The sequence below is a fragment of the Mesorhizobium sp. AR10 genome, assembly GCF_024746795.1.
GTDB lineage: Bacteria > Pseudomonadota > Alphaproteobacteria > Rhizobiales > Rhizobiaceae > Mesorhizobium.
This window is the reverse complement of sequence record NZ_CP080523.1, coordinates 543,195-563,431: the sequence shown is the minus strand read 5'-3', so window position 1 is coordinate 563,431 and position 20,237 is coordinate 543,195. Positions and strand designations below refer to the sequence as shown.

The following is a 20,237-nucleotide window of genomic DNA, read 5'->3' as shown; positions in this document are numbered from 1 at the left end:
CGCCAGCGTGGGTTGGCAAGGCAATAGGCGGTGTGAAGGTCTCTCGATTTGCCAGGACTGTTTTTCCCATCTGTCCATGTCGTGTGAAAGTCGGCCGATTTGCCAAGACCGTTTTTCCAGTCTGTTCAATGCATATTGTTGAGGCCACACGGGGACGCCATCGCAGAGCGGCGGTAGCCACACGAGGAGCGGCGGAGGCGATATAATCAGTACGGAAAGATGCGCGTCGACCTCGGCACAAAGGCTGGCAGCTATTCTGACGTCCTGATCGGAGTGATCAGCTCCCGTCACACTGAGCACGGTTTTAAATGGCATCTGAATGCTTCTTTCTGAATATGTCGGGCCGTTTAAGCGCGTTCGGCCCCCTTAGCTTTGCGCTCAGCGCGACGGAGGGGAGTGGCAGCGCACCGATGCCTATTCACCGTCAGGTTCAGGTTCAGCGTCAGCCTCCTCAACCGAGTAGCCGTCGGACCTGATGGTACGAATGACGCAGCCGGCCGACGTCCTCTTCAGCTCCTTTCTGATCCGGCTGATATGGACATCGATGGTGCGTTCACCGATATGGATTTTTTCCCCCCAGGCTGCGCTCTTTAACTCGAATCGGCTGAACATTTTGCCGGGAGTCTCGAGCAAATGCTGCAGCAGTTTGAACTGGAGCGGTCCGAGGTGGATGTCGTGGCCGTTAGCGTGGACTCGGCGGGCATCGACGTTCATCTCAAGGCTGCCACAGCGGAGCAATCTGCCGTTTGCAATCCCGTTTGAACCCGGCTTTGCCAGCGCAAGCTTCGCCCGTAGGCAATCGAGCAGCTTCGCTGGGTCGATTGGCCGCACAAAGCTGTCGTCAATGCCTGCCTTCAAGAGATCTATATGTTGCTTCTCGGCGCCGGGCCCGATCAGAGCAATAACGGGCAGGCCGCCGGTCCGGGGGTCCCCCTTGAGCTGGGCAAAGATGTTGGATCCTGTCGCGCTTGCCGGCTGGCAGTCCAGCAGCACGGCCTTCGGCTCCCGCTCAACTGCCAATTTAAGCGCGTCCTCCACGCCGTCGGCCAGTTCTTTCGTGAAGACATCCGCCTCCAGGATGTGGCCGTAGGTCAGATAGAACTCCCGATCTTGCGAACAGATCAGGACCAGTGGCTTCATCGGTGCTGAGTTGTCTGAAGACATCAATTCTGCCTCGGCCGCTTGGATTGATTGAGCTCGGTATAGAAGTCGTCGCCCTGGACGGCGCGGAGGCCGAGGACTTCGCCCGCATGATCGATGGCGTGGAGGTGCATGACCTCGCGCCAGCAGACCTTGTCACAGCGGCCGCAACCGATGCAGGTCGTCGCGTTGATGGGGGTCGCATATTCCGGGATCCTTCTGGGGCCGTCGCGGGTGACGGAAGGAGGTCCGCATCATGAATTCTCCAATGCGGCGAGTTCTCTCCTTGGCAGCGTCCACTCGGCAAAAATGTCGAACGTTTTCCTGGTGACCGCCTATCCTGCGCCTTCGAGTTCAGGATCAGGCGGGTGGAGTCGGCTTTGGGGTCGCAGCCGACGATGAGGATCTTCTGCCCAAGGTCGACAAGTGCGGCGAGCGTATTTTGGGAGGTGGTGGACTTGCCGATGCCGCCCTTGCCGTAAAAGGCGATCTGACGCAGACCTGACATTATAGATTTCCTTCCTTCGTTCCATCGGTCGCGGCTGCCCGCGACATAAATGCCGATGGGCAGCTCTTGCCGCCTCACAACGAAGGGTTTCAAGACTCGTGCCAACTTTTCCGATGCATAGCTAACTGGGATCTTCCTTTTTCTTTTCAGCTGGTTAGCTTGGGGCTCTAACAAGTGCTCGCTGCCAGATAAATGATGGTAGGAACAAGCCGTGTAGCGGACCCGACAATGCCCGACACAAAGCGTCAGCTTCGAGCCGCTACCAGAAGTTGGGCCTTCGAGTCAGAGCCAATTTTGGCTGCCTAAAGGCGGCGGGCATAGCGACCGGCTTTGCGTCGTTCCCGCCGCGCAACATCAGACGTGCTCGGAGCTGCTTGCGCATGGCTGGTTCGAGACGGACGGCGACGTCGGCATGGAACGGCCTGACGAGTTGCCTCCCGACGATGACATCCTCGTCCGGCACGGAGAACCGGCACCGAAATTGCACGCCCCACTGTCACAACATGTCGGGCAGCGACGGCGCGCTTCTGGCTTTAATTCGGGTCATCGCAGCCAACCCATGTTGCAGCGCAACGCAAACCTGGCGAGCATATTCATGACCGGATCCACGACAGGCTTCATGGGTGCTGTTCCGCAAGACCCAGAAAAGCCGGATCAACGGTCTCGTCCCGCATGGGGTGCGGTCATTTCGCTGGCCTTGGGCACCTTCGGGCTGGTGACGGCAGAGTTTCTGCCTGCCAGCGTGCTGACGCGGCTCGCGCATGATCTCGGTATCACAGAGGGCGTCGCTGGACAGACGATGACAGCGACGGCGATTGCTGCGGCGATCTCGGCGCCGACGATGGCCATCATCACAAAGCGCCTGGACCGCAGGATCGTCCTGTGGGCGATGATGCTGCTTCAGATCCTGTCCAACATTCTGGCGGAAGTCGCGTGGTCGCCCACGGTCTTCCTGGCGGCACGTGTCGTGCTCGGCATTGCGCTCGGAGGCTTCTGGTCGATTTCGGCATCGCTCGCGATGCGGCTCGTTCCAAATCACCTTCTGCCGCGCGCCATGTCAATCATCCTCGGCGGCGTTTCGGTCGCTCTCGTATGCGCGCCTCCCATCGGCGCCTATCTCGGCCACATCTGGGGATGGCAGGCGCCCTTCATGATCACCGCGGTCGTTAATGCCGTTACACTGCTTGTGCAGTTGGTAACGATGCCGACGCTGCCTCCCGTTGAAATGGCTGGATTCCGCAGTCTGCTGGATGTGGCCAAAAATCCGACCATCAAGGTCGCACTTTTGGTCGTACTGCTGGTCGCTTCTGGGCACTTCGCCAGCTTCACCTACATCCGGGCCTTCCTCGGGACCAATCCCGAGCTCGATATCGAGGAGATCTCGCTACTGTTGCTCGTTTCTGGCATAAGCGGCTTCTTCGGCAGTTTAGCCGGAGCATTCCTGGCCAAACACAGTCTCAAGGCGGTCGCGGCCCTGCCATCCCTGCTTATGGCGATAGCCGCTATCTCGTTGCTGATGCTTGGAGCATCGACCTTTGCCTCGGCGATTGCGGTTTCCGTATGGGGCTTTGCCTTCGGTGCGGTGCCGGTGGGGTTGCAGACTTGGATGGTGCTGCGTGCCGTTCCCGAGCAGGCCGAAAGCGCCGGCGTGCTGATGACCTCAGCGTTCCAGGTAGCCATCGCAGCCGGCGCGATTTTCGGCGGACTACTGGTGGATGCTTCCGGCGTCACCAGTGTCTTTGCCTACACCGCGATTGCCACATTGCTTGCGGCCCTCACAGTGTTCCTATTCGGCCCGAAACGCGCAACCTAACCTCCTGATGGGAGAGAAGCTCAGCGCTGAGGTGGAATCGCACCAGCCGCGCGACGCGGTCCTGCCCCCGATACTTTTTCGATCCGGGCCTTCGTCTCGCCTATCGATAGGCCACATGGATTGCGGCTACTGCCCTTTCCGCGTGGGGCCGACCAGGCATGGACCAGCGCCGGCGCCTCGCCGGCCTTCACCGTCCGAGACTACAGGGAGCGATCAGCGTTCGGCCGGGCGGAGTTGGTCAGGTTGCGCAGCCCGGCCGAGCGCGGATCGCGTTTGCCAGCTGATGGGTGAATACGCGCGGTTCTTGTCTCGATTTGAAACCCGCCACGAGAAAAGCCGAGCCGGCAGTAGGTCGACGGTTGCGCCCGCCATCATCATCGTGCGCAACAGTCGAGAGGGCGGCATTCCCGACAGCACACCCGCATGATCCGAAAGTTAATTCCGATCCGCGATGCATTGCGCGAGTGCCGTAGGCGAGCGAATTCGACGGCCCTGAGAGCAAAAGCGCACGCACAATGTGCGTCGCGCCGCCGGAACGAGCTTACAGCGCGGCAGCTCACCGTCAGCTCCTTCGATTAGCCCTCTTCGAGAGCGATCTAACAAACTCAAAATCATATTGATAGACTTCCGCCAAAAGAAGGGAACGAATGCCATGTACGGTCGGAAAAGTGGCTCATCCGAAAGCTCCAACCAAGCTAGCGACTCGGTACGGTCAAAGGGGAGCGACGGCTTTGGCAAGCACTTGCGCACATGGCGCCGCCTGATCTCAATGCGAGTTCGTCTCAAGCGCCGGCACCCCCGTACTCGCTAGTTTCGCGGCCTCCTATCGTGGAGATCGACGGGTCGTTGCGTGTTTTGCATTGGCTTCAGACTGGACCGGCGCGGCAGGTCGATCCGGGCTGGCCATGGGGATTGACGAAAACATGCCGCTGGTTCTCAGACGTCATGCCACCTGTCATCTGGGCGATTGCACTTACCCGCCAAAGCCCTGATGCACTACGGCTGAGTGACATCAGCCCCAATTCATAGGCAGCGCGTTCTCGCCTATATCGGAGATAAAAAATGACGGGCATTGGCCGATCTGGAAAATCGCGCATTGGAGATGCTGGAGCCGGATCGAGCAGTTCGCGCTCGCAATCAGGTCTTGCCTCCGGGGAAGGCAGCCAAGGGTTCGGTTCCGTCCTGGAGCGGATGCGCTCTGAGCCAGGTAAAAGTTCACCCTCGGCTGGCGCTGCGCGAGGTGCCCATGATGACCTTGGCGGCAAATCTTCAGGCCCTTCCGTTCCCCACATGCAATCCCGACGGCTGCGCCACGTGCAGCCGCCGGGCCACGTGCAGCCGGTTCGCGGAGGCGCAGTGTTCCCTCAACGTCGGATGGTGAAGCCCTGACGCCGGTCGCCAGCCAGCCGTCAACTTCGGGTGTGACAGTCACCATTTCCTCGCCAGACGAAGATATGAACGAGACAAAGCGACAAATGCATCGGCTGGTTGTGGAAATTCAGCTTCTCGAGGAAAAGAGCCTGCAAAAACGAACATCGTTGGAGGTTGTGCAAGACCAGCTCGATCGGCTCGTCAATGCGGGTGCAAAACTTCTGCACTGCTACCAGCGCCTGCCCAGGCATGTGGCGCGCAGCAGGCACCGTAAACTTAACGCTGTGAAGACAAGATCTGGGATGAGGCTTTGGTTCATTCGGCGTGAAGGCGCGCGATTTGGCGCCATGCTTGCATGGCAGTTGCTCGCAGTTCTCGATGGTGGGTGGATGGAATATCGTGGCGGGGAACGTTAAAGAGGTTGGCGATCGGGTCGTGGACGGAAACGAAACGCTGAAGATGTCGCGCTGACTTGAAGCGCTTCATGATCCTCTCCCGCCGTCGGACGGGTTGATGAGAGTTCTCCGCCCGATTGTTCAGGCCCTTGTGCGAGCGATGCTCGACGCCTGGCATGATCTCCCGCTTCGCCGCACCGTAGGATCGAAGCTTGTCGGTGATCATCACACGCGGCGAACGGCCTTGCCCTTTCAGAAGCTTTCGCATCAAGCGCTTTGCGGCCTTGGCATTGCGACGGCTTTGCACCAACACGTCGAGAACAAACCCGTCCTGATCAACGGCGCGCCAAAGCCAGTGTTTCTTTCCACCGATGGTGATGACAAGTCGAGTGGCCCGGGGGAATTTCACCCCCAGGCTCTCACAGATCCGGACGTGAGCGTCTCCACTCATCCGGCTCCTACCGTCCAGCCGTTGCCCGATACAGCAATCGCCAATGTGCAAACAGCGCTGGCTCCCGACGCCTTACGTCCTGGACCCAGTACCGCGCACGCCGACGATGGCGTCTCAGGCGTCGATATTTCGACATGGCCCAGCGTGCCAGGCGCAGATCGAGGTGCATCAATGCTCGGGAAAGTGCCGATTTGTGGTAAGAGGCTGTTTGGAAAATCGGATTTGAGGGGTTTCGTTTGCGCATGAAGTCTGGTTCAGAGCGTGGATGTGGACCGAACAGAGCCGTGGCCGTGTTGCCAAGATCGCGCGTAAGACGAAGCGTTATCCGTGTGATCTGACAGATGAGGAATGGGAGCGGATCGCGCCACTGATGCCGGTTCCTGGTCGGCGTGGGCGTCCCCGCGAGGTGGATTTTCGGGAGGTAATCAACGCGGTGCGCTATCTGGTGCGCTCAGGCTGTAGGTGGCGGATGTTGCCCATTCATTTTGGGCCGTGGCAGAAGGTCTATAGCTGGTTCCGCGAGTTGGCACGGCGCTTCCTTTTTCAGACGATCCACGACGTGGAACTGATGCTCGACCGCGAGCGGCAGGGTCGCGAACCTTCACCCAGCGCTGGTGTGATTGATAGTCAGTCGATCAAGGCACCCCATGCAAAAGCACGAGGCTACGACGCGGGTAAGAAGATCGTTGGCGCAAGCGCCATATTGCGGTCGATACGGACGGACGGCTCCTGATGGTCAACCTGACCACCGCTGACATCTCCGACAGCGCGGGTGCGCAGGCGATACTCGACGGCATCCGCAAACGCTGGCCGTGGGTCAAGCATCTCTTCGCCGACGGGGCCTATGACCGGCTCAAGCTGATGGATAAGGCCTGCTATCTCGACTTCATCGTCGAGATCATCCGCCGCTCCGACGACCAGAAAGGCTTCAAGGTTCTACCGCGTCGCTGGGTCGTCGAACGGACGTTCGGATGGATGATCCGGTGGCGACGCCTCGTGCGCGATTACGAGCAGCGCATCGATGTCTCGCAGGCCATGATCCTCGTCGCCATGGGCGGCATCATGCTACGCAGAAACGCCCATCCGTGATTTTCCAAACCGACTCTAACGACCATAGTAGTTCATCCAACCACGAAGGATCGGATTGAACATCTTGGCCAGATCATTGATGCGCTTTGTCGATACGGCGGTCAAGCTGCCAGTCCCGCATTGTCTGACGGATGGCTTTCGCGGCTCGGTTGCTGATACCCGGACTGAAATTGACGAAGGTCTTGCCCCATCGGTTCATTGCCAGTCTCGGTCGAAAGGTGTAGCCGAGAAAGTCGAACTTCTGATTGGGGCAATGCCCCCGCCGAACGTTATCCTTGCAATACACGATCTGTGTCTTGTTTGGATGTAACTTCAGTCCGCATTCAGCAAACCGTTGCTCAAGATCCGTTTGCAACTTTTGGGCCTGACGCTCGCTGCTGCAATGACAAACGGCATCATCGGCAAAGCGTTCAAACGGAATCTCAGGACGGTGTTTGGCCATCCACCGATCGAACGCATAGTGCAAAAAGAGGTTCGCCAGCAAGGGTGAGATAACTGACCCCTGCGGAGTTCCCCTCTCCCGAGGTTCCAAAGTGCCGTTCTCCAGTTGCACGGGAGCCGTCAGCCACCGTTCAATGTACAACAACACCCACGTGCAGTCGGTGTGCTTTCGCACCGCCCGTAGCAACAGGTCGTGTGGAATGGTGTCGAAGAAGGCCTGAATGTCGAGATCGAGAACCCAGTCATGGCGCCAGCATCTCTGCCTTGCCATACCCACTGCCTCGAGTGCCGACTTGCCGGGCCTATGGTGCCGTCGCAGGAGTGGTTGGAATTGTGAGTTGGCGTAGTCTCCGGGGTGTCAAACCTCGAATCATCCGACGTTAGAGCGCCGGACAGGAGACTACGCCATGACAAGGACTACCATGAATGCGGAAGCCGTTCATCCTGGGGATGAGGCGACGAGCTATCTTTTCGACAACTGGTTTGATCCGATTGAAGCTGGCCTGCGCGAGCGGGTGCGCGGCTTCATCGAGACGATGCTCGAGACCGAGCTGGACGCGGTGCTTGCCCGTCCCCGTTATGGCCGGCAGCCGGCGGCGCGCAGTGATGAGACCACCGGTGTCGCCGGCCACCGCCACGGCAGCCGGACGCGCACGCTGACGGGGACCTTCGGCACCACCGAGCTCACGGTTCCGCGGGCGCGCCTCGATGCCGGCGAGGACAAGACGGTGGAATGGAAGAGCAAGGCCTTGCGCGCCTATCAGCGGCGCACGATGGCCGCCGACGCGCTGATCGCGTCGAGCTACCTGGCGGGCACGAACACCAGGCGCGTGCGGCGTGCGCTCGCCGCGCTGTTCGGCGGCGCGATCGGCAAGGACGTCGTCAGCCGCACCTGGCGCAAGGTGAAGACGGACTGGGACGCCTGGAATGCCCGCTCTCTGGCCGACGAGCCGATCGTGCGCCTGATCCTCGACGGGACGGTGGTTCGTGTCAGGCTCGACCGCAAAGCGACCTCGATCTCGCTGCTCGTGGTCATCGGTGTGCGCGCGGACGGCCAGAAGATCCTGCTCGCGGTCAAGAATATGGGTGGCGAGACGACGGAGGCCTGGCGGGCCATTCTCGACGATCTCGTCGGGCGCGGCCTGCGCCGACCTGAGTTTCTCATGGTCGATGGCGCACCTGGCTTGGACAGGGCGATCGCCGCGCTGTGGGACGGGGTGCCGGTGCAGAGATGCACGGTTCACAAGCACAGGAATCTGCTTGCCCATGCTCCCGAGCGGCTGCATGAGGAGATCAGCGCCGATTACACCGACATGATCTACGCGGCCACGCCGGAGGAGATCGAGAGCCGCCGCAAGGCGTTCCTGCGCAAATGGCGGCTCAAGTGCCGGGCGGTGGCCGATAGCCTGGAGGAGGCCGGCGAGCGTCTCTTCGCCTTCACCCGGCTGCCGCCGAGCCAATGGAAAAGCGCCAGAACAACAAACGCGATTGAGCGTCTGCATGAGGAGTTCAAGCGGCGCATCAAGACCCAGACCGTTCTGCCTTCGGCCGAAACCGCGGCAATGTTGTTCTGGGCGTTGATGGCGTCCGGTCAAATCTCGATGCGAAAGATCGACGGCTGGCAGACGCTTCCTACGAAGCCACGCGATCAGCAGATTGACCTCGCCGCATGAGCCGATAATCTTAACCTACCGGAGGCTGCTCCGCCGAATTCCAACACGACCCGCTACGGCACCGGGCCTATACCCATAGGAATCGGGATGGAAATGTCTTTCCAGTTCCGGTTCCAGGTATGCCTTCACCACCCCTTGCGCAATCCGGTCTGAGACCGTGGGAATGCCCAACGGCCTTGTACCACCTTGCCGCTTTTTGATCGCGACCCGTTTGACTGGCGGCGGAAAGTAGCTGCCAGATGACAATCGGTTCCAGAGCTTGAACAGGTTGTTCTTCACATCCCGCTCAAAATCCTCGATCGACTGATCATCGACCCCGGCTGCACCCCGGTTCGCCTTTACCCGTTGATAAGCCTCCCAAACAGCCCGTTTAGGAATATCGAACGGCTTTGCTTTACCCAAAGGCTCCTCCCGCATGACGGTTGACCTTTCGATAAAGCTGGACAGTGTTGCGCCTTCGCTCCAACGCCATTACAGCACCTTCTTCACTACTACACGCAACTCCGTCCCTGTGCCCCGCATCGGTACTCGGATCCTCATGGTGCTTCCACTTGGATGTCTCCCTTCGCATCGGGGCGACAGGTTCCCACGTTCCACACAAGAGCCTGAAGCAAGGTCACGCCGCCTTCATGCCGGACGCCATCTGGGCAGTAGACAGGTATCTCCCAGACTTCTCCCGGGTTAACGAAGCCCACCCGGTTTTGACGCCATCTATGCACTTTTCGACACGTCGTCAGCGGTTCGCTCACGCTCGTCTCCTTGCATCTTACCTGACCGGATCAAGTCCGGCCTTTTCCTCAACGCTCACCACCATCGCTCTTTACGACAGCAGCTTGAGGTGGTTTGAAACCCGCTCCTGCAAGCCGGCTTCGAGGGGCCAGCCCTCATCTCCTGTGCAGCATGGCTGCTTGGGAAGTGCCTAAATCATAGCTCCTCCTTCGCGCCTTCGTGGCGCACCCTCATCGAGATGCCATTTGTCGCCGAGCTTGCCGGCCGATCGCTTCCGGATATCATTGGCAAAGTGTCTGCCAAATTTCTCAGCCCAAAGTCGCACGGTCTGGTGAGAGACGATGACGCCACGAGCTGCCAGCATATCCTCGACCATCCGCAGGCTGAGCGGAAACCGGAAATAGAGCCAAACGGCATGGGCAATCACCTGCGCCGGAAATCGGTGGCGACGATAAAGAGGATCACGGGAAAATCTGGTCATGCCGCCAGATCCCACATTTTGATCGATGCCCGGTTAACGTTACGGTGCCTGGCCAAGAACTCCGCTGGCCCGATGAGGGTCGGCGTTCCGCCGCCGAAATGGACGTCGCTCACGGGCAGCGGCTGCGGCGTTTGCTCCGAGACCAAACTGATCTCGTCACGCACCACCGCCAGATAATTGAGGATCGGAGCATCTTGGCGGGTGATGGTGGTAGGGAAGCCGCAATACCAGCACACCGATCGGCAGAACGGAATGTGGAGATAGAGCGACACTGAGTTGTCAGCCGGTAAGTCCCTCAGCCATTCCCCATAAGCCCCGGCACTGACCGCCGCGGAGAACTCCGGCACAGTCGGATAGATGGTGTACCAAGGCGGGCGGGCCTCGCGATATTTGGCCAGAAACGGTCACCGAGGTCGCCTTGAAACCATCAGAGCCGGTTTCTCCGCGCTCAGATGGGGCGGCAGCCTGGTCAGTGATCGCCGCTCTCGACGCTCTGATGACCGAGCGCAAGCTCCCGGCCGCGGCACGAGCATCAGCCTCTGGCCGCGGCGTGTCACCCTAGATGAGCTTGATCGGGCCCGCCCTTCGGTGCGAACCATCATGCCACCGGCAGGGCAGCGTGCGACTCGCCGCGCCTGGGTGAAATGCGAATGCATCCATTATGTGTATACCTACGATCCGAACATTCGATTGTTCAAGTCACTTCTCGAAAGCTAACCCTTCGTAGCCACGGAATCATGGGGTTCTCGAGGGCGACCTCGGCCTAACGAATGCAGGGGCCGCACGTAGGTGGGCGATGCGCAGAGAAATTGCAGGCGTTGTGGCATTTTGGGTTGACCCAGCGGCATTTCGGCCCGTCAACTCGTCTTCACATGTCCCATCCCCGCCTATTGCAGGAGTGCGGCTTGCATGCTCCTGCGATTACCCGTCGGAGAGAGGGTTACGAATACTGCGACGAGTTGCGCGACTTCTGCTGTCGCGCCGTCCCATAGCGGTCGGTCACCTGTCCTACCTTGATAGGAGAAGAAATGCGAACGCTGCTCGTTGACCATCATGCGGATCTTACGCGCGCCGTGCGAGTTGCGCTCGGCGATAGCGGTTTCGCCGTTGACGTCGTTGGTACACTGGAACAGGCGTCGAGTGCATTTTGTTGCGCGAGCTATGAAATTCTTCTGCTGGAGTTGGTTCTGCCGGATGGCGATGGTCTGGATTGGCTGAGGCAGCTAAGGAGCGAGGGACATTCAGTTCCTGCCGTCGTGATGAGCAACATCGACCATCTTGAGCAGCGAATTGCGGTTTTCAATGGTGGCGCGGACGACTTTCTGGTCAAGCCGGTGTTTACGGACGAACTCATCGCCAGAATGCGAGCTGTTCTGCGCCGGTCGACACAGATGACCGACCCGATCATCGTATTTGGCAATCTCCACTTCGATCCGATCGGCCGTCAGGTTTCCGTTGCTGGTCATCCGCTGATGGCCGCACGCCGTGAATTATGTATTCTAGAGCATCTGCTCAACCGTGCAGGCCGCATCGTGCCGCGTGCGCACTTGGAAGATCACCTCTATTCGTTCAACGATGAAGTATCTGCCAACGCGCTTGAAGTCGGAATCTATCGCTTACGCGGACATCTCAATAGGTCAGGTGCAACGCCGCGGATCAAGACGGTGCGCGGCATTGGTTACATTCTCGAGTGTCCGACTAGCGTGACATCCGCATAGTTGGTCGAATTGAAAGAAAAGACTGCCTTGAAAATAATTCCAACTGGTCATGCGGGCACTGATCCGCGGCCGCCGCTCATCGTCGGCCAGAGACTTATTTTTTCGCGCTACTTGAGCCATGTCCTCTGCGCGCTCATTTTGTTTTCTCCTCTTCCCGCCACTGCCCAGAACAAGCAGGTTCAAGCGGCACCGCGTGCCGCTTCCAACAGCATCAACGCCACGCTGAACCTTTCCTCTTCGCTCGGCAAGACAGTTCATTTGCCCGCGGCAGCCGCGACTATCTTTGTTGCCGACCCGGAGATCGCCGATTATCAGGCACCCTCAAGTAAAACCATCTTCGTATTTGGCAAGAAATCCGGGCAAACGAGCCTATTCGCCCTGGACGAAAACGGCGAGGCTCTCGCTGAGTTTCGTATCGTCGTCACGCAACCGATCGGGGAACTGCGCGCCATGTTGAGGGACCAGGTCGGCGACTATCCGATCCGAGTCAGCTATACGCCGCGCGGTGCCATCTTAAGCGGTACAGCGCCCGATGCCGAGACCGTCGACACGGCGAAAAGAGTTACTGAGCAATTTCTCGGGGACGGTGCGCAGGTCGTCAATAACATCAAGGTCGCTGGATCCTTGCAGGTTAACCTCAGTGTCCGCGTAGCGGAGGTCTCCCGTAGCGCGATGAAGGCACTCGGCATTAACCTGTCCGCCTTCGGTCAAGTCGGCAATTTCAAAGTGGGTTTATTAAGCGGCAAAGGTGCTGGCGCTGGTGCGGCGAATGGGGGCGGTACAGCAGAAATCGGATTCGACAATGGTGCTGTGAACGTCGGCGCGGTTCTCGATGCGCTCGCCGAGGAGCACATCGCTTCCGTGTTGGCCGAGCCAAACCTCACCGCTATGTCAGGTGAAACTGCCAGCTTCCTGGCCGGTGGCGAATTTCCCATCCCTGTCTTGCAGGAAAAGGGGCAAGTCTCGGTTGAATTCCGTCACTTCGGTGTCAGCCTAGAATTCGTGCCAACCGTTCTCAACAACGACCAAATCAATATTCGCGTAAAGCCGGAAGTCAGCGAACTATCGTCTCAAGGGGCTGTTCAAATCAACGGCATCTCCGTGCCGGCAATTTCCACCCGCCGTGCCGACACGGTCGTCGAACTCGCCAGCGGGCAGAGCTTCGCGATTGGTGGACTCATCAGGCGGAGCGTCAACACTGATATCAGTGTCTTTCCTTGGCTGGGCGAGTTGCCGGTCCTTGGCGCCCTGTTTCGTTCGTCCTCATTTCAAAAGCAAGAGACGGAACTGGTTATTCTGGTGACGCCTTACATCGTAAGGCCAGGATCGAACCCCAACCAGATGAGCGCACCGACGGACCGGATGGGGGCGCCTTTGGACCAGGGGGCCACTCTGACGAATTCGTTGGCAAGTCCGCCAGGAGACCAGCGCCCTAGTCCCCGCACTGGTGCGTCAGGCGCCAAGGGCGGCCTCGGCTTTATCATTGAATAGCGGTCTACGAATGACGTTGCGGATCATAAGTCTGGTGATCACTCTGACGGTAAGCGTAAGTGGCTGCACAAGCACCGCGCCGATTGTCGAGCCATTGGCACCGATCCTTATCGGGCAGGAGACCACCGTACTAACGTTACACAGCCTTCGCGCTTCCGAACGGCGGCGTTTGCGCGTTTTCCTTGAAACGGCAAGTCACGGCCGGCGCGATGCCCTTCACCTCCTTATCAGCGGGGCGTTCGGGCTCAGCGCAGAGGCCGTCCATGAGGCCAGGCAGATGGGCATCGGCGCCTATAACATCCATTTGCTCGACCAAACCAACGGCGGCGCAGTGCGAATAGAGGCGATTGTCTATCGTGCCCGCCCTCCTGTCTGTCCTTCGTATTCCGGCCCTTTACTCAATGACAAGTCCTTCGACCAGACGCTTGGCTGTTCGATACGCCATAACCTGGCGGCAATGGTCAGCGATCCGCGCGATTTGCTCGACAACAAGGCTGTCAAACCAAGCGATGGTGATCGTGCGGCTGTACCAGTAGCCAGATACAGGACGTTCGCGAAGGGCAAAGACGGCTGATGTCAAGTCGTCTCGCCTCTGCCTGGTACACCCCGGCAGCTGCTCCAGCACCTAACGCGCGGACCCATCGGATTTGGCGCCCGATCATCGCCTCATCGAGGTCGTTGACCTTGCGACGATCCAGATGGATAAAGCTGCTCCCTCACCACACTAGGGCGCACTTGAGTGGACGCTGCAGGCTCGCGACTTTCCTTGGTGAGACAGCCGTTACTGTCACGCTGATGGTGTGAACGGACTTGAGAGGATCCGCTCCAAGGCACCTTTTGAGGGCAAGACGATGGCATGCGCACTGAACGGACCCTTTGTTGGCGTTTTAAGCTTCGCGTACCTGAAGTGCCACCGCTTGGATCAATGGCCAGGCGCCCAAATATTGGCCGGTTCGTGTCGAACAAGATGGCGCGGCGCCGCGGTGCCGTAGCGGGTCGTGTTGGAATTCGGCGGAGCAGCCTCCGGTAGGTTAAGATTATCGGCTCATGCGGCGAGGTCAATCTGCTGATCGCGTGGCTTCGTAGGAAGCGTCTGCCAGCCGTCGATCTTTCGCATCGAGATTTGACCGGACGCCATCAACGCCCAGAACAACATTGCCGCGGTTTCGGCCGAAGGCAGAACGGTCTGGGTCTTGATGCGCCGCTTGAACTCCTCATGCAGACGCTCAATCGCGTTTGTTGTTCTGGCGCTTTTCCATTGGCTCGGCGGCAGCCGGGTGAAGGCGAAGAGACGCTCGCCGGCCTCCTCCAGGCTATCGGCCACCGCCCGGCACTTGAGCCGCCATTTGCGCAGGAACGCCTTGCGGCGGCTCTCGATCTCCTCCGGCGTGGCCGCGTAGATCATGTCGGTGTAATCGGCGCTGATCTCCTCATGCAGCCGCTCGGGAGCATGGGCAAGCAGATTCCTGTGCTTGTGAACCGTGCATCTCTGCACCGGCACCCCGTCCCACAGCGCGGCGATCGCCCTGTCCAAGCCAGGTGCGCCATCGACCATGAGAAACTCAGGTCGGCGCAGGCCGCGCCCGACGAGATCGTCGAGAATGGCCCGCCAGGCCTCCGTCGTCTCGCCACCCATATTCTTGACCGCGAGCAGGATCTTCTGGCCGTCCGCGCGCACACCGATGACCACGAGCAGCGAGATCGAGGTCGCTTTGCGGTCGAGCCTGACACGAACCACCGTCCCGTCGAGGATCAGGCGCACGATCGGCTCGTCGGCCAGAGAGCGGGCATTCCAGGCGTCCCAGTCCGTCTTCACCTTGCGCCAGGTGCGGCTGACGACGTCCTTGCCGATCGCGCCGCCGAACAGCGCGGCGAGCGCACGCCGCACGCGCCTGGTGTTCGTGCCCGCCAGGTAGCTCGACGCGATCAGCGCGTCGGCGGCCATCGTGCGCCGCTGATAGGCGCGCAAGGCCTTGCTCTTCCATTCCACCGTCTTGTCCTCGCCGGCATCGAGGCGCGCCCGCGGAACCGTGAGCTCGGTGGTGCCGAAGGTCCCCGTCAGCGTGCGCGTCCGGCTGCCGTGGCGGTGGCCGGCGACACCGGTGGTCTCATCACTGCGCGCCGCCGGCTGCCCGGCCATAACGGGGACGGGCAAGCACCGCGTCCAGCTCGGTCTCGAGCATCGTCTCGATGAAGCCGCGCACCCGCTCGCGCAGGCCAGCTTCAATCGGATCAAACCAGTTGTCGAAAAGATAGCTCGTCGCCTCATCCCCAGGATGAACGGCTTCCGCATTCATGGTAGTCCTTGTCATGGCGTAGTCTCCTGTCCGGCGCTCTAACGCCGGATGATTCGAGGTTTGACACCCCGGAGACTACGCCAACTCACAATTCCAACCACTCCTGCGACGGCACCTAGATGGCGATCTGGCGATCTTCCAGGCGCGCCGGTCAGATCGATAGCGCCGCGGCAGCAAAGCTTTACGCGGCCGCTGATTGGCAGGATGGGGGATCGCGCCGAGGAAGCGCAATCCGTTTATCAGGCCACGTTCTGAGATAATTGCGGCGTGCCGATCGGGCTAGGAATACCTGCGGCGTGGACAGGTTCCGCATTCAGGCGTGCCTGCAGATTGTTCAAATACTCTTCTGCGTAGGTTTGCGCCGTTGAAAGCGGCAGATTGATGCCGGCCGTCGCAGCCTCTTCCATTGCCTTCCTGATGAGCCCGTTGCGAATCGCGAGTTTGACCTGGGGGCCGGCGACAAGACTGACCGCCTGCGCTGCGACACCGAGGCCAGCTTCTAGCAGCGCCTGCTTCATATTGCCTCCGGTAATAGCTGTACGGACAACATTCAACGCTTGCGCCTCGCACGCAAGCGCCATGGATGCGAGATCGGCCACTTGGCCCACGGCCGGAATGAAGCTGAGTAGACCAACCGCCGTCGCAGTCCAATCAACCACTGTCGAGTACACCTTGAGCACGTCGCCGACTGTGTGGATGAAGGCCCCGCCGTTCTTTTTGGAAGACTTGATATCGGGCTGGTCCGCCGCACCCATCATCATGTCCGCGACGGCCTCCTGCTCTGCAGCGGCTTCAGGCACATGGGTTTTCGTTTTCTGAACGGTGCTGTTCGCAACAGACATGTTGCCGTAGAATTGCGCGAAGTCTTTTTTGCTGATGTTGCCGGAATCGACCGTATGCCCGCCGCCGAAGTCGAAGAACTCATTGTGGGTCTTATAGCCCGTAATTGAATTGTTCAGCAAACCGAACAAAAGCGGATCGGAGAGTAACTGCGAGGCCGTTTGGCGTACCTTCGGATCGAGGCTCTTGTCGTCGGCCATGCTCGCCAGCTTGTCACGAGTCAGGTCACCGCTCCCAAAGAAGGCGCGCTGATTGCTGTTAATCATCTTGAGCGTGTTCAGCTCGGTTTGCGTGAGGCTCATTGACGATGTAGCGGCTTTGAGGAACTCGTCTTTATGGACCGTATCTGAACCACCGCACAGCTGCTTCCAGGCATCCGGGTGATTTAGGAAGTGTTGAGCAGCCGCAATGACCTGAGGCGGACATTTGCCGGTTTTCGCTTGGCCGTCGACGATCCGCTTGAAATCAGCCAGGCTTAGATCCTTAGGCAGGTCGTCGGAGTACCGGTAAAGCTCGCGCAATGCATCGCTCAAGGTCATGACCGAAGGCTGAGCATTTCCGGCGCTGTCGGATGGAATGTAGTTCTGCTGGTAGCTTTGCGCCTGCCGGTCCTGAAATTCGGCAACTTGTGAGTGATGGTGGGAAAATCCAGACAAATCCTTCGCCGTGATTTTGCCTCCACAGCGACCATCGCCCTGCGATCCGATCGCGTAAAAGAGTTCGGGATCCTGCTGCAGTCCTTCGATCGCCGCTTTCAGATCCGGCGGCGTAGAGGGATCATTTGGCTTTATCGCCAAGCGACTCCCAACTGAGTGGGCATTGGTCCTTGTGACGGTTCAGCACTGCCACGATCTGCAACTCGGCCTTGGTTAGCGAGCCGCCGTTCCACGTGATCGTCGAGCTTGGCACGGGAGCCGGCGATATGAAATCGGAGGCGATCGCAGGAGGCTGCGGGGCCTGATCCATCGATTCGATTGCCGCCTTCATATGCGACGGCAGCAGGTCCAATGGGTGCTGCCGCAAATCTTCCAACGTCGATTCGACATCCGGCGCCAGCGGACCCCGGAGCGCGCCAGGATTGGTCATGTCTCCGAGCAAGTAGGTGGACAGCATTGCCTCGAAGGACGATGCGCTTTGCTGAGTCTGCAATACCGCGGCAGAAGGCTTCAGGCCCGACCATGCCTGTACGGGCTGTGGGAGATTCGAGGTGATGGATGATGAAAGGTTGCTGGCCGACATTGTGCATCCTCAGACGTGACGTTGAAATCCCAACAAAGGCCTCATGTAAGCCAATGTTTCACGAACGTTCCGAGCGTTGGCCGGTCGCCAAAAATGGCCCCTAGCAGTGCCTTTAATTGCTCCGCTCGTTGTTAGCCCCAAGGTCAATTCCAGCCAAAAGCCAGCGACATGGGGCTTCCGATTCCCATCATGAGCGGCTTAGCTTTCGAGAAACTGACGAATTTCAGAAGAATTCACAATCAGGAGCGGCCGACGTGATGATTTCTCCAGAAGCTGCGGCGTCTCCTTAGATGTCATTTCTGGCTCAGCTCAGGCTTCCCTGCAACGCTATCCGGTTGCGGCACGTCAGAAGAATAAGAGACTTCCGGTTGTCCGTTACGGACGACCGTGGTGGAGGAACCCCGAAACAATATCAGTACCGATTCCCTTGGCGGCGTCTCAGCGACGTGAGGCTGCGCCTGCGCCTCGGCCACAAGGCCGTTGAACGTCTGCTCCACGAGCGCGATGAAGCGCGGTGGACCGGAAACAAGGACGAGGCCATTTCCGGGCGTGGGTCTCACTACATAGCGGTCATCGGAGATGCCAAGCCTATCGAGGGCGCCGTTGAAGGCATCGAAACGAACCGAAGTGAGCACAAGCATCCGAGTTTGCGCTTCTTTTGCAGCAGACACATAGAGCACAAGCCCATCATAGTACCATTGGAGATGGTACAGGTTGGTCAAGCGGTCCAGGAACTCGCGCGGTGGCAAATCCGGCATACGCCCGCGAATCCGCCCCTTCACCTCGGCGCTGATATTGACCCTGATGTTCAGGTTGTTGCCGAATTCCTGCAACGCGGCAGTGAGATCCTGATCTAGAACCGTATACCTATAGGGTGTCGAGGGAAGCGATAGGGGGGCGCCGACAGTTGTTTGGATGCCGGCGGAGAGAAAAAACCCGACACAGAGAAGTCTTTTCAAGCTGTGCAGGATGGTGGATCGTATGAACGTTCTTGGCATCTCGCCCTGATAAACCAAAGGATGGAATTTTCACAAGTCACCAAAGTCGTCAAAGTGACTTTAAATGGCCAACCGACGCTCCCGTCAGCTTGTCGTCAGCTCGCCTCCCTAAGGGATTGACTCAACAGCGGGCGATGAACCGGCTGGACTCATCACACGTTAAAGAGAAGCAATCGAGTCCTTGTATGATGATGCCTGTCACGTCGATCCCTGCCAGTGTTACTGACAGTCTCTCCAGGGTTGGCTCACCGTCATTCGGCGAGCAGGCCCAGTTTGACCACGCTCTAGCCCAGGCGGCTGCCTCGATGAAAAACGATGCCGCTGCGGCGGCGCCTGTTCCTCCGCCCTTGGATGTTCAACGTGCGACTGCGCAGACAAGTCCGCTGGGACACCGCGTGCTGCAGGCGATTTCTTCGATGCACGGGGACAATGCAGTTACCTCTGCCGCGCCCGACCATCAGGTAGCCCTTCCGAAGGGCGCTCTACCGGGTGCGGCTGAGAGGCTTCCGGTCGAAGGTGGGGCAACGGGGACGTCGGACGTTCCGCGAGCAGGGGGTGACTTCGAAGCGATGGTTGCTGGTCTGCGGGATCTCTACAACGGCGTCACCCAGGTTGCCCTTGTTTCCAAAGGTGTCAGCGGCATCACCTCATCGGTGAACAAACTAATAAAAGAAGGATGAACGGCGCGAATGATTGGCTTAGCCCATGGCGAAATCATGCGTAGTCGCCCGTCTGGTCGGCGATCGGTTCATTTTGTCGTGCTGCCACTTCTCTTCGCCTTGAGTGGTTGCAAGGTCGATCTCTACGCGCAATTGCAGGAGCGCGAGGCGAATGAGATGCTCGCGCTTCTGATAGACAACGGAGTTGACGCGGTCCGGGTTGCCGCTAAGGACGGGACCAGCACGATCCAGGTTGACGAAAAGCGGCTTGCCTTCTCAATCAACCTCTTGAATGCCAAGGGGCTGCCGCGCCAGTCTTTCAAGAACATCGGCGAGATATTCGAAGGATCAGGAGTGATTGCCTCGCCGACCGAGGAGCGCGCCCGTTACGTTTATGCTCTGAGCGAAGAGTTGTCGCGCACGATCAGCGATATTGATGGCGTCTTCTCAGTACGTGTTCATGTCGTTCTGCCGAATAACGACCTGTTACGAGCGGGCGGCACGCCATCCTCGGCCTCGGTCTTTATCCGGCACGACGCCAAAGCAAATATTTCCGTTCTGCTGCCGAAAATAAAGATGCTCGTCGCCGACAGCATCGAAGGCTTGTCCTACGAAAAGGTCGAAGTGGTTTTGGTGCCAGTGGAACGGTCCGTACATGAGCAACCCTCCGTACCGGCGACTGCGTTGGCCCAAGCGTCTAAATCCTTTCCTGCGCCACTTCTGGCGATCGTGATGGGTGTTGCCGCAGCTGTATTCGCTGTGGCGTGCTATCTCTTAGCAAGTGTTCTTCGGCATCGGCGCAGACAATCATCGGGCGAATTATCCAAGATCGGGGGCCGCTCGGGTGTTTCCGCTGTCGAGGCCATTCGAAAAAAAATCATTGGCCGTGCGGCATAGGTGATAT

At 59.1% G+C, this 20,237-nt stretch carries 14 protein-coding genes and 6 pseudogenes; 8 read left to right on the top strand and 12 right to left on the bottom strand.

Translation table 11 applies throughout. The annotated features are described in order from the left end of the window. Positions 1–414 precede the first annotated feature (414 nt). On the bottom strand, positions 415–1,140 hold the full coding sequence (locus LHFGNBLO_RS02645) for a response regulator transcription factor (protein WP_258600543.1): 726 nt from the start codon (positions 1,138–1,140) through the stop codon (positions 415–417). Then, the gene (locus LHFGNBLO_RS02640; RefSeq protein ID WP_258600542.1) at positions 1,022–1,648 is read right to left on the bottom strand and encodes an AAA family ATPase; all 627 of its coding nucleotides are present in this window, start codon (positions 1,646–1,648) and stop codon (positions 1,022–1,024) included. The genes LHFGNBLO_RS02645 and LHFGNBLO_RS02640 overlap by 119 nt, the downstream gene beginning before the upstream one ends. Positions 1,649–2,243: 595 nt before the next feature. Here LHFGNBLO_RS02640 and LHFGNBLO_RS02635 point away from each other — a divergent pair. Beyond that, positions 2,244–3,461, top strand: coding sequence for an MFS transporter (locus tag LHFGNBLO_RS02635; protein WP_258599972.1), 1,218 nt, complete (start codon positions 2,244–2,246; stop codon positions 3,459–3,461). Positions 3,462–5,147: 1,686 nt separating this feature from the next. Here LHFGNBLO_RS02635 and LHFGNBLO_RS02630 read toward each other — a convergent pair. After that, a pseudogene (locus tag LHFGNBLO_RS02630) lies at positions 5,148–5,612 on the bottom strand (IS6 family transposase); the annotation flags it as partial. Positions 5,613–5,943: 331 nt separating this feature from the next. Between LHFGNBLO_RS02630 and LHFGNBLO_RS02625 the strand changes: the two are divergent. Beyond that, positions 5,944–6,767, top strand: a pseudogene (locus tag LHFGNBLO_RS02625) (IS5 family transposase). A 15-nt stretch (positions 6,768–6,782) separates the two neighbouring features. On the opposite strand, the gene LHFGNBLO_RS33590 reads toward LHFGNBLO_RS02625, so the two are convergent. Both LHFGNBLO_RS33590 and LHFGNBLO_RS02620 read right to left on the bottom strand, forming a co-directional pair. Continuing rightward, positions 6,783–6,830, bottom strand: coding sequence for a group II intron maturase-specific domain-containing protein (locus LHFGNBLO_RS33590; protein WP_413774632.1), 48 nt, complete (start codon positions 6,828–6,830; stop codon positions 6,783–6,785). A gap of 10 nt (positions 6,831–6,840) precedes the next feature. After that, positions 6,841–7,479, bottom strand: a complete 639-nt coding sequence (locus LHFGNBLO_RS02620) for a reverse transcriptase domain-containing protein (RefSeq protein ID WP_413774616.1) — start codon at positions 7,477–7,479, stop codon at positions 6,841–6,843. A gap of 151 nt (positions 7,480–7,630) precedes the next feature. On the opposite strand from LHFGNBLO_RS02620, the gene LHFGNBLO_RS02615 reads away from it, so the two are divergent. Next, positions 7,631–8,881, top strand: a complete 1,251-nt coding sequence (locus tag LHFGNBLO_RS02615; RefSeq protein WP_258600489.1) for an IS256 family transposase — start codon at positions 7,631–7,633, stop codon at positions 8,879–8,881. Between the two features lie 51 nt (positions 8,882–8,932). On the opposite strand, the pseudogene LHFGNBLO_RS02610 reads toward LHFGNBLO_RS02615, so the two are convergent. From LHFGNBLO_RS02610 to LHFGNBLO_RS02600, 3 pseudogenes are all read right to left on the bottom strand, one after another. After that, positions 8,933–9,298, bottom strand: a pseudogene (locus LHFGNBLO_RS02610) (group II intron reverse transcriptase/maturase); the annotation flags it as partial. A gap of 541 nt (positions 9,299–9,839) precedes the next feature. Further along, positions 9,840–10,091: pseudogene (locus LHFGNBLO_RS02605) on the bottom strand (IS6 family transposase); the annotation flags it as partial. 50 nt (positions 10,092–10,141) lie between these two features. Then, positions 10,142–10,489, bottom strand: a pseudogene (locus LHFGNBLO_RS02600) (coproporphyrinogen III oxidase); the annotation flags it as partial. Positions 10,490–11,119: 630 nt separating this feature from the next. On the opposite strand from LHFGNBLO_RS02600, the gene LHFGNBLO_RS02595 reads away from it, so the two are divergent. Genes LHFGNBLO_RS02595 through LHFGNBLO_RS02585 form a run of 3 tightly spaced genes read left to right on the top strand, consistent with a single transcriptional unit; the run spans position 11,120 to position 13,874 of the window. Beyond that, complete coding sequence (locus LHFGNBLO_RS02595) at positions 11,120–11,809, top strand: response regulator transcription factor (RefSeq protein ID WP_258599971.1); 690 nt, start codon at positions 11,120–11,122, stop codon at positions 11,807–11,809. A 27-nt stretch (positions 11,810–11,836) separates the two neighbouring features. Then, positions 11,837–13,300 carry a type II and III secretion system protein family protein gene (locus tag LHFGNBLO_RS02590; protein WP_413774631.1) on the top strand — a complete coding sequence of 488 codons (1,464 nt, stop codon included), beginning with the start codon at positions 11,837–11,839 and terminating at the stop codon, positions 13,298–13,300. Between the two features lie 10 nt (positions 13,301–13,310). After that, positions 13,311–13,874 carry a CpaD family pilus assembly lipoprotein gene (locus tag LHFGNBLO_RS02585; protein ID WP_258599970.1) on the top strand — a complete coding sequence of 188 codons (564 nt, stop codon included), beginning with the start codon at positions 13,311–13,313 and terminating at the stop codon, positions 13,872–13,874. A 471-nt stretch (positions 13,875–14,345) separates the two neighbouring features. Here the strand turns inward: LHFGNBLO_RS02585 and LHFGNBLO_RS02580 are convergent. The 4 genes and pseudogenes from LHFGNBLO_RS02580 to LHFGNBLO_RS02570 form a co-directional block, all read right to left on the bottom strand. Beyond that, positions 14,346–15,597 (bottom strand): annotated as a pseudogene (locus LHFGNBLO_RS02580) (IS256 family transposase). Between the two features lie 239 nt (positions 15,598–15,836). Further along, the gene (locus LHFGNBLO_RS02575) at positions 15,837–17,234 is read right to left on the bottom strand and encodes an HrpF/NolX family T3SS translocon protein (RefSeq protein ID WP_319944153.1); all 1,398 of its coding nucleotides are present in this window, start codon (positions 17,232–17,234) and stop codon (positions 15,837–15,839) included. After that, positions 17,215–17,676, bottom strand: coding sequence for a hypothetical protein (locus LHFGNBLO_RS33425; RefSeq protein WP_319944152.1), 462 nt, complete (start codon positions 17,674–17,676; stop codon positions 17,215–17,217). Before LHFGNBLO_RS33425 ends, LHFGNBLO_RS02575 begins: the two co-directional genes overlap by 20 nt. 293 nt (positions 17,677–17,969) lie before the next feature. Then, a complete protein-coding gene (locus tag LHFGNBLO_RS02570) occupies positions 17,970–18,674 on the bottom strand; it encodes a secretin N-terminal domain-containing protein (RefSeq protein ID WP_258600539.1) in 705 nt (234 codons plus the stop codon). A 134-nt stretch (positions 18,675–18,808) separates the two neighbouring features. On the opposite strand from LHFGNBLO_RS02570, the gene LHFGNBLO_RS02565 reads away from it, so the two are divergent. Further along, the gene (locus tag LHFGNBLO_RS02565; protein WP_319944151.1) at positions 18,809–19,354 is read left to right on the top strand and encodes a nodulation protein NolB; all 546 of its coding nucleotides are present in this window, start codon (positions 18,809–18,811) and stop codon (positions 19,352–19,354) included. A gap of 9 nt (positions 19,355–19,363) precedes the next feature. Beyond that, positions 19,364–20,230 carry a type III secretion system inner membrane ring lipoprotein SctJ gene (gene sctJ / locus LHFGNBLO_RS02560; RefSeq protein ID WP_258599968.1) on the top strand — a complete coding sequence of 289 codons (867 nt, stop codon included), beginning with the start codon at positions 19,364–19,366 and terminating at the stop codon, positions 20,228–20,230. Positions 20,231–20,237: the final 7 nt, after the last annotated feature.

What these genes read in the sequence shown, in the direction of transcription:
- LHFGNBLO_RS02645 (WP_258600543.1), bottom strand. Translation starts at nt 1,140, where the DNA reads ATGAAGCCACTGGTCCTGATCTGTTCGCAAGATCGGGAGTTCTATCTG.
- LHFGNBLO_RS02640 (WP_258600542.1), bottom strand. Translation starts at nt 1,648, where the DNA reads ATGTCAGGTCTGCGTCAGATCGCCTTTTACGGCAAGGGCGGCATCGGC.
- LHFGNBLO_RS02635 (WP_258599972.1), top strand. Translation starts at nt 2,244, where the DNA reads ATGACCGGATCCACGACAGGCTTCATGGGTGCTGTTCCGCAAGACCCA.
- LHFGNBLO_RS02620 (WP_413774616.1), bottom strand. Translation starts at nt 7,479, where the DNA reads ATGGCAAGGCAGAGATGCTGGCGCCATGACTGGGTTCTCGATCTCGAC.
- LHFGNBLO_RS02615 (WP_258600489.1), top strand. Translation starts at nt 7,631, where the DNA reads ATGAATGCGGAAGCCGTTCATCCTGGGGATGAGGCGACGAGCTATCTT.
- LHFGNBLO_RS02595 (WP_258599971.1), top strand. Translation starts at nt 11,120, where the DNA reads ATGCGAACGCTGCTCGTTGACCATCATGCGGATCTTACGCGCGCCGTG.
- LHFGNBLO_RS02585 (WP_258599970.1), top strand. Translation starts at nt 13,311, where the DNA reads ATGACGTTGCGGATCATAAGTCTGGTGATCACTCTGACGGTAAGCGTA.
- LHFGNBLO_RS33425 (WP_319944152.1), bottom strand. Translation starts at nt 17,676, where the DNA reads ATGTCGGCCAGCAACCTTTCATCATCCATCACCTCGAATCTCCCACAG.
- LHFGNBLO_RS02570 (WP_258600539.1), bottom strand. Translation starts at nt 18,674, where the DNA reads ATGCCAAGAACGTTCATACGATCCACCATCCTGCACAGCTTGAAAAGA.
- LHFGNBLO_RS02565 (WP_319944151.1), top strand. Translation starts at nt 18,809, where the DNA reads ATGAACCGGCTGGACTCATCACACGTTAAAGAGAAGCAATCGAGTCCT.
- sctJ (WP_258599968.1), top strand. Translation starts at nt 19,364, where the DNA reads ATGATTGGCTTAGCCCATGGCGAAATCATGCGTAGTCGCCCGTCTGGT.